Annotated in this window: 17 protein-coding genes and 1 pseudogene; 10 read left to right on the top strand and 8 right to left on the bottom strand. The window is 64.5% G+C overall.

The window, feature by feature from the left end; all coding sequences use genetic code 11:
- Positions 1 to 2: 2 nt before the first annotated feature.
- The 3 genes from dsbG to dsbD are packed head-to-tail and all read right to left on the bottom strand — an operon-like array spanning position 3 to position 3,375.
- Positions 3 to 773: a thiol:disulfide interchange protein DsbG gene (dsbG, locus tag AC4OR5_RS28960; protein ID WP_003089790.1), complete on the bottom strand. Its 771-nt coding sequence runs from the start codon at positions 771 to 773 to the stop codon at positions 3 to 5.
- The gene (locus AC4OR5_RS28955) at positions 770 to 1,606 is read right to left on the bottom strand and encodes a TlpA family protein disulfide reductase (protein WP_003089792.1); all 837 of its coding nucleotides are present in this window, start codon (positions 1,604 to 1,606) and stop codon (positions 770 to 772) included. Before AC4OR5_RS28955 ends, dsbG begins: the two co-directional genes overlap by 4 nt.
- Positions 1,606 to 3,375: a protein-disulfide reductase DsbD gene (dsbD, locus tag AC4OR5_RS28950; RefSeq protein WP_058160338.1), complete on the bottom strand. Its 1,770-nt coding sequence runs from the start codon at positions 3,373 to 3,375 to the stop codon at positions 1,606 to 1,608. Before dsbD ends, AC4OR5_RS28955 begins: the two co-directional genes overlap by 1 nt.
- A gap of 162 nt (positions 3,376 to 3,537) precedes the next feature.
- Here dsbD and AC4OR5_RS28945 point away from each other — a divergent pair, with 162 nt between their 5' ends.
- Together AC4OR5_RS28945 and AC4OR5_RS28940 are read left to right on the top strand one after the other, a co-directional pair.
- Positions 3,538 to 4,218, top strand: coding sequence for a response regulator (locus AC4OR5_RS28945; RefSeq protein WP_003103570.1), 681 nt, complete (start codon positions 3,538 to 3,540; stop codon positions 4,216 to 4,218).
- Positions 4,215 to 5,537 (top strand): ATP-binding protein, encoded by a 1,323-nt coding sequence (locus tag AC4OR5_RS28940; protein WP_023106594.1) that lies wholly within the window; start codon positions 4,215 to 4,217, stop codon positions 5,535 to 5,537. Before AC4OR5_RS28945 ends, AC4OR5_RS28940 begins: the two co-directional genes overlap by 4 nt.
- A 175-nt stretch (positions 5,538 to 5,712) precedes the next feature.
- On the opposite strand, the gene AC4OR5_RS28935 is transcribed toward AC4OR5_RS28940, so the two are convergent.
- The 4 genes from AC4OR5_RS28935 to AC4OR5_RS28920 all read right to left on the bottom strand — a co-directional run bounded on the left by AC4OR5_RS28935 (position 5,713) and on the right by AC4OR5_RS28920 (position 9,119).
- Positions 5,713 to 6,588 carry a c-type cytochrome gene (locus AC4OR5_RS28935; RefSeq protein WP_003109556.1) on the bottom strand — a complete coding sequence of 292 codons (876 nt, stop codon included), beginning with the start codon at positions 6,586 to 6,588 and terminating at the stop codon, positions 5,713 to 5,715.
- Entirely contained in the window at positions 6,585 to 7,238 is a 654-nt protein-coding gene (locus AC4OR5_RS28930; protein ID WP_058160339.1) for a c-type cytochrome, read from the bottom strand. Before AC4OR5_RS28930 ends, AC4OR5_RS28935 begins: the two co-directional genes overlap by 4 nt.
- 114 nt (positions 7,239 to 7,352) lie before the next feature.
- Complete coding sequence (locus AC4OR5_RS28925; RefSeq protein ID WP_003089806.1) at positions 7,353 to 8,354, bottom strand: LLM class flavin-dependent oxidoreductase; 1,002 nt, start codon at positions 8,352 to 8,354, stop codon at positions 7,353 to 7,355.
- Positions 8,355 to 8,504: 150 nt separating this feature from the next.
- The gene (locus AC4OR5_RS28920; protein ID WP_003089808.1) at positions 8,505 to 9,119 is read right to left on the bottom strand and encodes a TetR/AcrR family transcriptional regulator; all 615 of its coding nucleotides are present in this window, start codon (positions 9,117 to 9,119) and stop codon (positions 8,505 to 8,507) included.
- 187 nt (positions 9,120 to 9,306) lie between these two features.
- Between AC4OR5_RS28920 and AC4OR5_RS28915 the strand changes: the two genes are divergently transcribed.
- Both AC4OR5_RS28915 and ptrC read left to right on the top strand, forming a co-directional pair.
- Positions 9,307 to 9,426, top strand: coding sequence for a PA2485 family small membrane protein (locus AC4OR5_RS28915; RefSeq protein WP_003116878.1), 120 nt, complete (start codon positions 9,307 to 9,309; stop codon positions 9,424 to 9,426).
- Positions 9,427 to 9,442: 16 nt separating this feature from the next.
- Complete coding sequence (ptrC, locus tag AC4OR5_RS28910) at positions 9,443 to 9,637, top strand: type III secretion system co-regulatory protein PtrC (RefSeq protein WP_003089814.1); 195 nt, start codon at positions 9,443 to 9,445, stop codon at positions 9,635 to 9,637.
- 25 nt (positions 9,638 to 9,662) lie between these two features.
- Here the strand turns inward: ptrC and AC4OR5_RS28905 are convergent, their stop codons facing one another.
- Positions 9,663 to 9,935: a hypothetical protein gene (locus AC4OR5_RS28905; RefSeq protein ID WP_003089816.1), complete on the bottom strand. Its 273-nt coding sequence runs from the start codon at positions 9,933 to 9,935 to the stop codon at positions 9,663 to 9,665.
- A gap of 97 nt (positions 9,936 to 10,032) precedes the next feature.
- Between AC4OR5_RS28905 and AC4OR5_RS28900 the strand changes: the two genes are divergently transcribed.
- The 6 genes and pseudogenes from AC4OR5_RS28900 to AC4OR5_RS28875 all read left to right on the top strand — a co-directional run.
- On the top strand, positions 10,033 to 10,797 hold the full coding sequence (locus AC4OR5_RS28900; RefSeq protein ID WP_003089818.1) for an AraC family transcriptional regulator: 765 nt from the start codon (positions 10,033 to 10,035) through the stop codon (positions 10,795 to 10,797).
- Between the two features lie 26 nt (positions 10,798 to 10,823).
- Positions 10,824 to 11,639 carry an AraC family transcriptional regulator gene (locus AC4OR5_RS28895; protein WP_003089822.1) on the top strand — a complete coding sequence of 272 codons (816 nt, stop codon included), beginning with the start codon at positions 10,824 to 10,826 and terminating at the stop codon, positions 11,637 to 11,639.
- 80 nt (positions 11,640 to 11,719) lie between these two features.
- Positions 11,720 to 12,094 carry a cupin domain-containing protein gene (locus AC4OR5_RS28890; RefSeq protein ID WP_003089825.1) on the top strand — a complete coding sequence of 125 codons (375 nt, stop codon included), beginning with the start codon at positions 11,720 to 11,722 and terminating at the stop codon, positions 12,092 to 12,094.
- A gap of 377 nt (positions 12,095 to 12,471) precedes the next feature.
- Positions 12,472 to 12,951: a hypothetical protein gene (locus AC4OR5_RS28885; protein ID WP_124075009.1), complete on the top strand. Its 480-nt coding sequence runs from the start codon at positions 12,472 to 12,474 to the stop codon at positions 12,949 to 12,951.
- A 425-nt stretch (positions 12,952 to 13,376) separates the two neighbouring features.
- Positions 13,377 to 14,060 carry a JmjC domain-containing protein gene (locus AC4OR5_RS28880; protein ID WP_196741071.1) on the top strand — a complete coding sequence of 228 codons (684 nt, stop codon included), beginning with the start codon at positions 13,377 to 13,379 and terminating at the stop codon, positions 14,058 to 14,060.
- A 581-nt stretch (positions 14,061 to 14,641) separates the two neighbouring features.
- Positions 14,642 to 14,841, top strand: a pseudogene (locus tag AC4OR5_RS28875) (HlyD family secretion protein); the annotation flags it as partial.

Genomic DNA, 14,841 nt, shown 5'->3' with positions numbered 1-14,841 from the left:
GATCAACGCGGACCGAGGATCTCCGCCAACTGGTCCGGCTGCGGCGCGCCCTGTTGCTGCTGCATGCGCCCCTCGGCATTGAGATAGAAGATCGCCGGGGTCGCCGCGGCGCCCATCGACTCCATCAGTTCCATGTTGCCGGCGAGCTGCTTGCGCACCGCCGCCGGGATCTTCGCCAGCGGCTTCAGGGTGCTGGCCTTGCCCGCCTGCTCATGGTCGTGCAGGGCCTTCTGCGGGTCCTTGCTGGCCAGCAGCGCAGCGGACTTGGCTTCGCTGTCCTCGCGGATGATGCCGACCATGATATGCCGCAACTGCACCTTGCCGGCGTCCACCCAGGGCCGCGCCTGCTCCCAGAACATGGTGCAGTACGGGCAGTTCGGGTCGCTGAACAGGTAGACCACGCGCGGCGCGTCGGCACGGCCATCGGCGATCCAGGCGCTCTGCTCCATCTTCTGCCACATTTCCTTGGCCAGCGGCGCATACACCAGGCGCTCCAGCGGTTCGCGGCTGAGGTCCTTGCCCTGGGCGTCGAACAGGTGGCCGGTGAGTACGTGCTTGCCGTCGGGCGTCAGGTACAGTGCCATGCCCTGGTTCTGGTATTCGGCGGCGTAGCCGCGCAGGCCATCCGGGGCGTCGAAGCTGCCGAGGATGCGGGCGCCCTTCTCCTGGACCATGCGGATCGGCGCCGGCAGCTCCTCCGCCGCCGTGGCCAGGCCGGCGTTGAGGAGGGTCAGGCCCAGGCCAAGGGTGATCAGGTTGCGCGGCAGTCTCATTCGGAACTCCTGGTTGCGGGGGCGGCAGCGGCCGGCTCGAAGGCTTCGAGGTAGCGCGCCAGGCTGCCGCGGGACAATTCGCCGAGATGGCTGCCCAGCAGGCGGCCCTCGGCGGTGTAGAAAACGGTGGTGGGCAAGGCGACCGAGCCGACCTGCTGGCCAAGCTGCCCGCCGTTGTCGAACAGCAGGTTGTCCAGGCGCAGGTTCTCGCCCTGGAGAAAATGGCGCACGGTCTCGGCGCTCTCGCCCTGGTTGGCGAAGAGGAACACCACGTCGGGATTCTCCGCCTGCGCCTGTTGCAGCACCGGCATCTCACGCCGACACGGCGGGCACCAACTGGCCCAGAGGTTGATCACCAGCGGGCGGCCCCGGAAATCGGCCAGTTGCACCGACTCGCCGGCGGCGTTGCGCAGGCTCAGTTCGGGCAGACGCGTACCGCGCTCGTAGATGCCCAGGCCCAGGCTGCCAAGCAGCCAGAACGCCAGTCCGAGGCTGGCGCCGACACCCAGCGAGCGACGTAGCGCCGGTCGCCGCCAGGCCCAGAACAGCGCGCCGAGCACGGCGGCGAGCAGGCCTGGCCAGGCGAGGAAACCGCCATCGCGGATATCCAGCATCTGTGCGAAGTCGCCACGGTACTGCGGCCAGTAGCGCACCACGAAGGCCAGGCGCGCCACCAGCAGGCCGAGCAACAACAGGTTGAACAGCACCGGCTCGGCGTTGCGCCCGCCGCCGCGCGCCGCCAGCCAACCACCGAGCAGCGCGGCGCCGAGGGCGAGGAACAGCAGCAGGTGTTGCAGCGAGACCACCAGCGGCCCCAGGGAAAAACTCAGCATCAGCCGCGCTCCCGGGTCGCCTGCCAATGGGCGAGGAAGCCGCCGGCGTCGACTTCGCCGGTCAACCGGCGCGCGCGGCGCTCCTCGCCTTCCGGGCCGATCCAGATCAGGCTCGGCGGGCCGGGTACCTGGTAGCGGCGCAGCAGCTCGCGACTGGCGGCGTTGTCCGCGGTCACGTCGAGCCGCAGCAGGCGCACGCCCTGCAGGGCGGCGAGCACATCGGGTTTGGCGAACACCTGTTTCTCCATGATCCGGCAGGACACGCACCAGTCAGCGTAGTAGTCGAGCAGCACCCATTGTCCCTCGGCCTTGGCCGCAGCCAACTGACGGTCCAGCTCGGCCGGCTGGCTCACCGTGAGGAACGCCTCGTGCGCGCTGGCCGTCGGCGTAGCGCCCCGGTTCGCCGCCGCATACACCTGTAGCGGACGCCAGGGGTCGTCGGCCCCGGCCGCGGCGCCCAGCAGCATCGCCGCGCCCCAGAGACCGAAGATGCAGCCCGCCGCGCCGAACAGCACCGCGTACCGTGCCAGGCCTCGCGCCGTGTGCAGCGCGGCGTAGGCCAGGACCAGCAGCAACGCGCCGCCAAGGCCGATCCACAGCGCCTCGCCGAGCAGCGGACGCAGGAGTATCCAGGCGGTGCCGAGGAAAAGGAAGCCGAACACGCCCTTGACCAGGTTCATCCAGGGACCGGGCTTGGGCAGGAAGCGGCTGCCGACCGTCACCAGCAGCAACAGCGGCATGCCGATGCCGAGGCCCAGGCTGAACAGCACCAGGCCACCATGCAGGGCATTGCCGGTCTGCGCGATATAGAGCAAGGTGCCGGCCAGCGGCGCGGTCATGCACGGCCCCACCAGCAGCCCGGACAACGCGCCGAGCGCGGCCGCGCCGGCCAGGCTGCCGCCCTTGCGGCCGCGACTGAGACCGTCGAGGCGGTCGCGCAGGGCCGCCGGCAGTTGCAGTTCGAAGAAGCCGAACATCGGCAGCGCGAGGAACACGAACAGCGCGGCGAAGCTGCCCAGCAGCCACGGCTGTTGCAGCCAGGCCTGCAGGTTGCCGCCAAGCAGCGCCGCGACCACCCCGAGTCCGGCGTAGACCAGCGCCATGCTCAGCACGTAGCTACCGGCCAGCAGTAGGCCGCGACGAGGGCCGGCGCCGCTGCCGACCACCAGCCCGGCGAGGATCGGCAGCATCGGCAGCGAACAGGGAGCGAACGCCAGCAGCAGGCCGAGGCCGAAGAACAGCAACAGGCTCCAGGCCAGGTTGCCGGCCTGCAGGCTGCCGGCCAGGCCCTGGTCCTCGGCGACTTCGCCGCTCGTCCCGGCGACGGCGGCGGCAGGGCCGGTACCGCCCAGGTCGAGCGCCTGGCTCTGCGGCGGATAGCACAGGCCGGCGTCGGCGCAGCCCTGCCAGCCCAGGCGCAGTTGTCCGGCGGCGGCCGCCGGCAGGGTCAGTTCCAGGCTCTGGCGATAGACCTGCGACTCGCCGAAGAACTCGTCGCTGTGGCTTTCGCCCGGCGGCAGCTGCGGCTGCAAGGCCGGGTCGAGTCCGTCGAAGCGCAGGCGCTTCTGGTACAGGTAGTAGCCCGGCGCGATCTGCCAGCGCAGTTGCACCTGGCCGTCGTCGAGGCGCTCCCAGGTGAAGCGGAAGGCTTTCTCCACCGGCAGGAAATCCGTCTGCGTCGCGCCGCGCGGCGCGAACAGGTCGTCGCCCGGTTGCGCCTGGGACAGGCCCGGCAGCAGGAACATCAGGAGCAGGATCAACACACGCATGGATAACGCCTTCTACGATGAACTCGGCGGCAGCATGGCCAGCGACGATTAACAGGCCGTTAACGCGGCCACGGGAAAACCCCGGCGACGCGCCGGGCGGGGCATAATCCTGGCTTAATTCGCCCGCTTCAGACTCCTATCCCTTTAACCAGCGATACCGCCATGCATGTACTGCTCACCGAAGACGACGACCTGATCGCCAGCGGCATCGTCGCCGGCCTCAACGCCCAGGGCCTGACCGTGGACCGGGTGGCCAGCGCCGCCGATACCCAGGCGCTGCTCCAGGTGGCGCGCTTCGACGTGCTGGTCCTCGATCTCGGCCTGCCCGACGAGGACGGCCTGCGCCTGCTGCAACGCCTGCGCCAGCAGGGCGTCGACCTGCCGGTGCTGGTGCTGACCGCGCGCGACGCGGTGACCGACCGGGTCGCCGGGTTGCAAGCCGGCGCCGACGACTACCTGCTCAAGCCCTTCGACCTGCGCGAACTCGGCGCCCGCCTGCATACCTTGCAACGGCGCTCCGCCGGGCGCTGCGTCAACGTCATCGAACACGGTCGCCTCAGCTACGATCCGAGCACCCGCGAAACCTGGCTCGACGGTCGCCCCGTGGAGCTGTCGCGACGCGAACAGGCGCTGTTGCAGGCATTGCTCAACAACCGCGGGCGGATCCTCAGCGGCGAGCAGCTCAAGGACAGCGTCTATGGCTTCGGCGACGAGGTCGAGAGCAACGCCCTCAACGTCCACATCCATCACCTGCGGCGCAAGCTCGGCAACGCCATCGTGCAGACCGTGCGCGGCCTCGGCTACCGCCTCGGGCCGGCGCGCGGCGACGGAGACGACGCATGAGCCTGCGCCTGCGCCTGACCCTGATCCTCGGCTCGGCCTTCATCCTGCTCTGGTCGCTGGCCGCGGCCTGGATGCTCTGCGACCTGCGCGGGCAGATGATGCGCTCCTTCGACCAACGCCTGGCGGCCTCGGCGCGGATGGTTGCCGGCCTGCTCCAGCAGTTGCCGCAGCCGCAGCCGGCGGACGGCCAGACCACGCGCCTGAGCGCGGAGCAACTGGGGATTCCCAACGGCATGGCCTGCCAGGTCAGCTCACTGCGCGGCGAAGTCCTGGCGCAGAGCCATGCCACTCCGGAGCGGGCGCTGGACAGCACCGCCAGCGGCTTCCGCGACCAGGAAATCAACGGTGTGCTGTGGCGCAGCTTCACCGTGCAGGCCGGCGACCTGCGGGTCAGCACCGCCGACCGCCTGGAAGAGCGCGACGTGCTGCAACGCTCGGTGGTGGTGGCCGCCGCGGTGCCGGTGACGGTCGCCCTGCTCGGCAGCCTGGCCCTGCTCTGGCTCGGCGCCGGCCAGGGCCTGGCGCCGCTCAAGCGGATTCGCGACGCCCTCACCCGGCGCGGCGCCGACTCGCTGGAGCCACTGGAGCTGGCGGCCCTGCCGAGCGAACTGAAGCCGCTGGTGGAAACCCAGAACCAGTTGTTCCAGCGCATCGCCCAGGCCATCGAACGCGAGCGACGCCTGACCGGCGATGCCGCCCACGAGCTGCGCAGCCCGCTGACCGCGATCAAGACCCACCTGCAGGTCGCGCGCATGACCGAGGGCGCCGCCGCCGAGCAGGCCCTGGCCCACGCCGAGGAAGGCGCCGACCGTCTACACCGGACGCTGGACCAGTTGTTGCTGCTGGCGCGGGTGGAAGGCAGCCTGTCGTTCGACGACGGCGTGCAGTGCAGCGCCGAGGACGCCGCCCGGGTGGCCATGCACGACGCCGGTCACGGCGATGAGCGGATGTTCGAACTGAAGCTGGCCGACGGCTTGTCCGAGGCGCCGCTGGAAGTCCCCTCGGTGCTGGCCATCGCCGCGCTGCGCAACCTGCTGGACAACGCCCTGCGCCACACCGCCGCCGGCACCCGGGTGGAGCTGGCGGTGGAAACCGCGCAAGGCTGCGCGCGCTTCCACGTCCGCGACCACGGCCCGGGCATCGCCGAAGCCGACCTGCCGCACCTCACCCGGCGCTTCTGGCGCCACGGCAAGAGCGGCGGCAGCGGACTCGGCCTGGCCATCGTCCAGGCCATCGTGCAACGCTGCCAATGCCGGCTGGACTTCGACAGCCGCGCGGACGGCCTGCGGGTGACGCTGGAAATGCCGCTGCGCGAGTGATGCGCGGGCCCACCCGCCAACCGGCCCCCGTAGGGCGAATAGCCGCCCGCGGCTATCCGCCGGACCGAGGCCCAGGCATCGGCGGATAACGCCGTTGGCGTTATCCGCCCTCCCCCCGCGCCGACCTGCTTCCGCCGGACCGCGTCTCCGTCCTGCGGACGCCAGGCCACGAGGGTCAGATTCCCTGTCCCAGCAGCACGCCGTTGACCTTCTGTCCGTACAGGTTGACGCCGTCGTTGGCATGGAACTTCTGCCGCGTCTTCTCCACCGAACCCTCCACCAGGCGCGGGTCCTGCGGGCGCTCGTGGCTGTTCATGAAGGCGGCGACGTCCCAGGCGTCGCGGTCGCTGAGGGTACCGGGCTTGCCCAACGGCATGTTGTACTTGATGAAGGAAGCCGCGGTGTTGATGCGGTGCATGCCCGCGCCCCAGTTGAACGACTGCGCGCCCCACAGCGGTGGGAACACCGTCTGCCCCAGAGCCATCTGGCCCTGGCCGTCGGCGCCGTGGCAGATCGCGCACTGCGCGGCATAGACCTTGGCGCCGCGCTCGATGCTGTAGCCGCCTTCCGGCGGGGCCACATCCGGATAGCCGCGTCCGGGCAGGCTGCCCCCGGTCGGCGCCTGGCTCGCCAGCCAATAGGCGTAGACGGTCAGGGCCTTGATCTCCGGGCTGTCGGCCGCCGGCACCTTGCCGTTCATGCTGAACTGGAAACAGCCCTGCAGGCGCTCGGCGAACGTATTGACCTTGTTGTTCTTGGCGCGGAACGCCGGATAGACCGGGTAGGCCGCCCACTGCGGCGCGGAGTTGGCCCGGCGGCCCTGGTCGAGATGGCAGTTGACGCAGTTGAGCTGGTTGCCGACCAGATGCGGCGCGTTCTTCCGGGTTTCCACGAACAACGCCTGGCCCTGGCGGACCATTTCGCCGAAGGCGTTGTCCGGGAGGCTGCTTTCCGCCGGCGGCTGGAACGGCTCCGAGGGCGCCGTTGCCGCGTGGACGGGAGCGACCAGCAGGCCGGCGACGACCAGGGAAAGGATCGACGGCATGTTCATGGCTGGCCTCCTGCCTGACCGAGGGTGGCGAAGAACTGGCTGACGCTGCGGATCTCCTCTTCGCTGAGGGATTTGGCGATATGTCCCATCAGATCGTTCGGGTCGTTGCGGCGAGTGCCAAGCTGCCAGGCGCGCAACTGGTTGCTCAGGTACATCTCGCCCTGCCCCTGCAACGGCGGGAAGGCCTCCCCCACGCCGCTGCCGGCCGGACCGTGACAGGTCACGCACTCGGGAATGTTGCGCTCCCAGGCGCCACGCACCGCCAGGGTCTCGCCGGGGCTGCGCGGGGTGGCCACGCGCGACAGCTCCACCGGCTTGGGCGCCGGCATTGCCGCGAGGGTATTGGCGAGCGCCTGGATCTCGTCGTCGCCGAGAGCATCGGCTATGCCCTTCATCACCGGGTGCTCGCGACTGCCGCCCTGCTTGAGGTCGTGCAGCTGCTTGCTCAGGTAGGCGGCGGGAAGGCCCGCCAGGCGCGGAAAGCCGGCGGCGGCCAGGCCCATGCCATCGGCGCCGTGGCAGGTGACGCAGGCCGCGGCGGCCGGGTTGGCGCCGCCCTGGGTATAGAGTTTCTGGCCGTCGACGGCGGCCTGGGCCGTCGCCGCCAGCAAGGTGGTCAATGAAAACAGCAGTCGGTGTGCAACCGGCATGGCAGGGTTCCTCTCTGGCTTATTGTTTTTAGTTCTAAGTTTAGAACCAAAAAACCTATCGCCGAAAGACCCTACCGCACGCAGGTCTACATCATTTTCCCTACAGGCCCCGGATCACGCCCCTTTCAGCCCCGCGACGATTTCGCAAGAGCGCAGCCGATGGGCGTGCTCGTAGAAGTCGCTGGTGAAGATAAGCTCGTCGGCGCCGGTCTGCTCCAGGAGGATCTCCAGGCGCGCGCGAACCTTCTCCGGACCGCCGATCACCGCCAGGCCGAAGAAGCTGCCGACCGCATCCTGCTCGTGGGGCAGCCACAACGGCGCCATGCTTTCCACCGGCGGCTTCTGTTTCAGGCTCTCGCCGCGGATCAGCGCCAGCACGCGCTGGAAGGCGGTAGTGGCGAGGAACTCGGCCTCTTCGTCGGTAGGTGCGGCGATCAGCGGCACGCCGATCATCGCGTAGGGTTTGTCGAGTACCGCCGAGGGCTGGAAGTTGCTGCGGTAGATGCGCAGCGCCTCGTGCAGGTAACGCGGTGCAAAATGCGAAGCGAAGGCATAGGGCAAGCCTTTCTGCGCCGCCAGGTGGGCGCTGAACAGGCTCGAACCGAGTAGCCAGATCGGCACCTGGGTACCCTCGCCCGGCACCGCCAGCAGGCTCTGCTGGGAACGGCGCGGGCCGAGCAGCATTTCCAGCTCGGCGACCTGCTCGGGGAAGTCGTCGCCGTTGCCCAGGCGATCGCGACGCAAGGCGCGCATGGTCGCCTGGTCGGCGCCCGGGGCGCGGCCAAGGCCGAGGTCGATGCGGCCCGGGTAGAGCGTCTCCAGGGTGCCGAAGTTTTCCGCCACCACCAACGGTGCATGGTTCGGCAGCATCACCCCACCCGAGCCGACGCGGATCCGCGAGGTGCCACCAGCGATATGGCCGATCAGCAACGCGGTGGCGGAGCTGGCGATGCCATCCATGTTGTGGTGCTCGGCCAGCCAGAAACGGTTGAAGCCCAGGCGCTCCACATGGCGCGCCAGGTCCAGGGAGTTGTGCAGGGCTTCGGCCACGCTGCCGCCGGTGCGCACCGGCACCAGGTCGAGCATGGACAGGGGAATATCAGCAAGCGTTGTCATGAAAGCTCCAATCGGCAGCGGGCGATGGCCAGGGCGCGAGACACGCGCGGAAGGACCTCGCCCGGGGTTTGGATCAATTCTATATCACGCGTTATAGTTTTTGCCCACGGAGAATCCATGGGCTTTTTCCAGTCAAGGCGCGCTGTGGCGTCAGGCGGCCTCGACCGCCAGCAGGGAATCCCAGGCCGCCATCGCGCAGCGGCCGATGGCCAGCAACTGCTGGCGGCTGGCGCCGTCGCGGGCCTGGATCGACAGGCCCTGGAGCACGCTGCTGTAGAAACTGGTGAGCGCGTCGAGATCGGCTCCGGCCGGCACGTCGCCGTCAGCCACGCCTCGTGCGAAACGCTCGCGCAGCAGGCGCGCGGCGCGCCGCCGGTGATCGCGCAGGTAGTCTTCGACGCCTTTGTTGGCCGGCGAGAAATTGGTCGTGCTGAGGTCGACCAGGCAACCGCGCGGCTTGCCTTCCGTGGTGTAGCTGACGGCGGCGCTTTCCAGCAGCGCGGCGATCGACTCGCGCGCCGTCGGCAGGGCGAAGGCGCCCTTGGAAAGCTGGCACTCCTGGCTCAGGTAGAGTTCCACCGCCGAACGGAACAGCGCCTCCTTGGAACCATAGGCGGCATACATGCTCGGCGCGCAGATGCCACCCATGGCCTCCTTCAGCGCGGCCATGGTCGCGCCTTCGTAACCGGCCTCCCAGAACACGTCGAGCGCCCGGCGCAATGCCTGTTCACGATCGAAGCCGCAGGGGCGTCCACGCTTGGCCATGGGAATTCCTGAGAAAAAAACACGTCATATGGTAACACCGGCGAACAGTCGCAAGGCTGGAGGGGGTCGCTTGATCCATCACCGCGCTCGATATACACCATGCAGGCTTTTTACTTCTGCCGGTTCTCCCGCTGGGCAAACATGCTCTCCAAGGGCAGACGCCCACCCTTCCTCAGGAGAACCGATCATGTCCAGCTTCAGCGCCCTCGCCAGCTACTTCGCCGCTTCCGCGTTCTACAGCAATGCAGTGACCCCTACTCGCCCGGTTCAGGCCAGCGCGCCCGCATCGACCAGCGAGAAGAAATGAGCCCAAGGAGGCATCCATGCTCTCAGCCCGCTCCCGCAAGGCCCCGACCTATGGCGTCACCTATGTGAGCCTCGAGGATTGCACCCTGCACTTCGAGACCGAGTACATCATCGAGCGCCGCGACGGCAGCCTCGCGCACATGCCGATGCGCACGCCGGTCAGTGAGCGCGAAGCCCTGCAACGCCTGATCGAAAGCTGCATCGACGACTGATACCTCCAGTGCCCGTGTGCCGCTCTCAGGAGCGGCCAGCGGCGTTTTCCCAATCCGCCACCAGCGTCCGCAGTCGCGCGTCGCGCAGTTCGAAGAGTTCCAGCAGCCCCAGTGCCCGGATCGCCGGCAGCAGGGCGCGCAGGTCTTCTTCAGCCTGCCGCCGTTGCGCCGCGGGCAGTTCCTCCTCAAGCAGCAGCCGGGCGTTGGCGATGAACGCACCGACGCTGCCCTTGCGTATCTCCACGCCGCCCAGGCGGATGCGGTCCTGTCGGTCGGGAAGGATATCTTCGGCTTTCATGGCGTGCTCCAGGCAAGAATGATGAGCCGCCAGGCTACATCCGCAGTCGAATGGCCTATTATCCATCCCAAGCCAATCATCGTCGCTTTTCCGCCAAATGCTTCCGGAACCCCTGCCCGTCCCGCTCTTCGCCCTGCGCATCGACCGCGCAGCCAGCCGCACGGCCTCCCACCGCCATGCCTGCGGCCAGCTCTACTGCCTGGAGCGCGGCCTTCTGGTGGTCGAGGACGAGCATGGCCGCCAGGCCCTGCCTCCGCGCCAGATCGCCTGGATCCCACCGGGTCACCCACACTCGGCGCACTCCCACGGCAGCCTGGCGGGCTGGAGCGCCTACCTCGCCGCCGAACACTGCCGCGACCTGCCCCGGCACCCCGGCGTGCTCGCCTGCTCGGCTTTCGTGGCGCTGATCGTCGAACGCGCCACCCGCTGGCCGACCGGCTCCGCCTGGAACACCGAACGCGAGAACCTGCTGCGCGTGCTGCTGGACGAACTGCGCCACGCCGTGCCCCAGCGGACCCGCCTGCCCTATCCGGGGGATTCGCGCCTGCGCAGGATCGCCGAGGCATTGCTGGCCAACCCCGGCGATCCGCGGCCGGCGGCCGAATGGGCACGCTGGGCGGGCCTCAGCAGCCGTAGCCTGAGCCGGCTGTTCGGCGCCGAGACCGGCATGAGCTTCGCGCAATGGCGGCAACTGGCGCGACTGCACGCGGCCGTCGAACGGCTGGCAGCGGGCCAGGCGGTCGGCGAGATCGCCTGGTCGCTCGGCTACGAAAGCCCGAGCAGCTTCGCCAGTGCCTTCCGCGCAGTATTCGGCGAGACGCCGTCCGGCTATTCCAGTCGCGCCAACGAAGCGCTAGCCTGAACCTTCCGCGCCACGAGCCTTTCCCCATGAGCCACGCCAATACGCCCCGCGACTGGGTTCGACGCGCCCCGCAACACGGTGCGGTGGAACGCATCGAGGCTTACTTCGCCGGCCACGGCTACGATCCGCATCGCCACGACACCTATGCCATCGGCCAGACCCTGGCCGGGGTGCAGAGCTTCCGCTATCGCCGCAGCCAGCGCCACAGCCTGCCGGGCGGCTGCCTGGTGCTGCATCCCGACGAGCTGCACGACGGCGAGGCCGGCAGCCAGGAAGGGTTCCGCTACCGGATGCTCTACGTCGAGCCGGCGCTGATCCAGCAGGCCCTCGGCGGCCGGCCGCTGCCGTTCGTGCGCGGGGGCTTGTCCGACGACCCGCGCCTGATCGCCGCCAGCCGGGCCCTGCTACAGGCCATGGATACCCCGCTGGAGCCGCTGGAAGAACAGGACGCCCTGTTCGAACTGGCCCACGCCCTCGACGCCGTGGCCGGCAACCGGGCGCGCGGCAGGCGCCACTTCGACTTCGTCGCCGCCGAGCGCGCCCGGCAGTACATCCACGCGCACCTGGAGCGCCCGCTGAGCCTCGACGAACTGGCGCAGGTCGCCCAGCGCGAACGCTGGAGCCTGTCGCGCGATTTCCGCGCGCTGTTCGGCACCAGCCCCTACCGCTACCTGATCCAGCGCCGGCTGGACATCGCCCGCCGGCTGATGCTCGGCGGCCAGACGCTGGCCGAAGCCGCGCTTGCCGCCGGTTTCACAGACCAGAGCCATATGACCCGCCATTTCGGCCAGAGCTACGGCCTGCCGCCGGCACGCTGGCTGCGTATGCTCGGCCGCGCCTAGCCAGGTTGCACGATCATCCAAGACCGCCCGCTCCGTGGCCGTCTACCCTGGCGCCAGAGACCAACCACCGGAGCGCACCGATGTCCACCAGCACAACCCAAGCGATCAACTTCGCCGCCAAGCTCGCCCTGTTCGACGACCGCTGGCAACCCAGGGTGATCGCCCAGATGAACGACTACCAGTTCAAGCTGGTGAAGATCGAAGGCGACTTCGTCTGGCACAGCCACGCCGACACCGACGAGACCTTCATCGTCCTCGCCGGTCGCCTGCGCATCGATTTCCGCGACGGCGCGGTGCACCTGGGCCCCGGCGAGATGTATGTGGTGCCGCGCGGCGTGGAGCACAAGCCGTTCGCCGAGGGCGAGGTGCGCATGCTCCTGGTGGAGCCCTGCGGCGTGCGCAACACCGGCGACCAGGGCGGCGAGCGGACGGCCGTCAACGATCTGTGGATCTGAACGAATAAGCAGTGTGCTTTGGCGGCAATGTATATTCGCGCCGCCATAGCGCCTACATATACATGCAAACCTGCCATTGGAGACATCCTCTAAAACACAGCACGCTCAAGAATAAAAACTGCCAAGGCACATAATAAATTTCCAAAACCGCCAGAAACGACACATCTCCACATCCTTCAAAAACCCCTCCCAAGGGCATTTCAAAAGCGCCACCCCCATCTAGACCGTCAAACATGCTTCTGTCTACTCCATGACACCCAAAGCCTCTCACGCAAGAAAAATCCATTAGTTTTCACAGAATTCTCTTACACACATCAAGAACGATATCGTGCTAAAAAACTAACGCCACACCACCCCAACCAGCAGGGAATATAAAATTGTCAGAACACAATTTTAGCAAACTCAAGATAGATAAAATCAGGAGAAGCCCTACACTCATAATTTCCGGCTACGGAGCGGGAATCGCCATACTCTTCTCAATCTTCAATGACCAACTAGGAATGGAGAAAAAATGGCTAGCAACCATTGACGCAACATTATCAATCTGCGCCATAATATTTTACACAGGAATCATTCATCTTATTTCAACAACAAAAGCGCTTAAAGAGCTAAACAAAGAAAAATCTAACCAACCAGAGCCACGAAAACGCATTCAAACACTTAGCGGGCTTCTAATCATGATCTCCACAGGCTTATTCGGCCTCTATCTGATTGGCAATAGCGATATATCACCAGGAGCAAAACTGTCATCATCCACAACCGGCCTAATACTACTTAGCTCTTGCATTATCGCTTTACTAATAACTTTTGAAAAAATCTCAAAGGAGTTATCAGGTGCGCGAACTAAGCATCATTGAGATGGATATTGTGTCAGGAGGAAACAGTCTTGATGCCGCAGCAACAGGAGCGGGTGGAGCTATAGGTGCAGGACTCGGAAAATTTGGCGGAAGTGCGGCCGGAGCTTGGGCAGGTGCAACTGTCGGCGGTGTTCTAGGAGGACCCGTTGGAGCAGTTGTCGGCCTTATCAGTGGCAGAGTTGCCGGCGGTGCTTTTGGTACCGTTGCAGGAGCAGCTGCTGGTTCGTATGCAGGTTCGGCGGCAGCTAACGCATGGAGCAGAGGCGACAAGGCAGGTACCAACTATGATGGAGAGGGGTGTGACTATCACTAAGAAAATATTTCAAACCCAATAGAACCAACCTCCTCCAATGGTGCTTCCGGAAAAAGCACCATTATTTTGAGATTAAAATATAGCCTACTCAGAAACACATATGACAGCCTCCATGAACTTCAAAGCAAGCATATCTCAGAGCGAATTTCTTAGCCAGTACCAAGAAAATCAACCATTACATATGAAAGGTGCTGTCCTGCCAATAAATTTTTCATGGAACGATGTAAATCGACTAATTGAACGAAGCGATCCCTCATCACCCGAATTCAAGTTATCCCTAGACAGAATCCTCCCCAAAGAAAAGTATGTCGAAAAATATTTAGACATTGGAACCATTCGCCAACGAATCATAAAGCCAGCTTTATATGATTACCTAACTCGTGGCGCCACGCTAATCATCAACAAGATAAAGAGCGATCCAAAAATAACGGAAATCACACAACAAATAGGATTATTCACTGAAAGACAGATTGTCAGCAGTGCCTATTTAGCATTTGGCAAGAAAAGCTCCTTTCGTTGCCATTGGGACACAAGAGACGTTTTTGCAATCCAACTAATAGGGAGCAAACGCTGGGTAGTATACGAACCATCCTTTGAGCTCCCTCTTTACACTCAGCAAAGCAAAGATCTTGAGCATATTTACCCGTGCCCTACCAATCCTTACATGGATATCATCTTGGAGCCAGGGGATGTATTCTATCTACCAAAGGGCTGGTGGCATAACCCACTACCAATTGGACAACCGAGTTTCCATTTGGCACTTGGCACTTGGCACTTTTCCGGCATTAGGAATTGACTATCTGCAATGGACTTTATCCCACATGGAAAACTTCCTTGGAGCCAGAAAATCTTTGAGCAAATGGGCCTCAGACCAGGAAAACCTAGCAAATATTGCAAACCACATACATAGACTAATCAACAATCATGAACACTATTTGAACTTCATGAAAAATCACTTGATAGGAACCAGAATAGACTCTCCACTGGCCGTAGAGGCATTTTGCCGAGCAGACACTGAAACCATTCCCCTTCATTCACAACTATGCCTATGCACAAACAACAAATTCGGCATAGAGCAAAACTATTTAATATGCAATGGAACAAAGCTAAACATAGACCCTCACAGCATGCCAATAATTAACCACATCGCAGCAACCCCCGGCACAAGCCTTGAAGATCTCATTCATAATTTTCCCCAGCATGAATCAACTGACATTAAGAATCTCATCACCGCCCTCTGCAAAGAGGACATACTTAGCATCACCTTATAAAGATCGCTCCATCAAGAAAGAACCTGGCACACTTATCAAAAACAACAAAGCTACGCAGAGCAGTCAAACTCAAGTTAGTTACAGGAATCCACCTAAAAATTAATCAATGACACCTCAAAATGATTTTTTCTGCGCGGAAGCCCTTAATAGAAAGATGTACCAAGCTTTAGGAAAAGTAACGCTAACGCGCCCGGTCTCCTTCACTTTTCTCACCCTGCTGGCCGCGGCGATGGCGCTGCTGGTGGTGGGCTTCTTCCTGTTCGGCAGCTACACCAAGCGCAGCACCGTCAGCGGCCAATTGGTGCC

The organism is Pseudomonas sp. YA1 (assembly GCF_058680555.1).
This window is presented reverse-complemented; position numbering and strand designations above follow the sequence as displayed.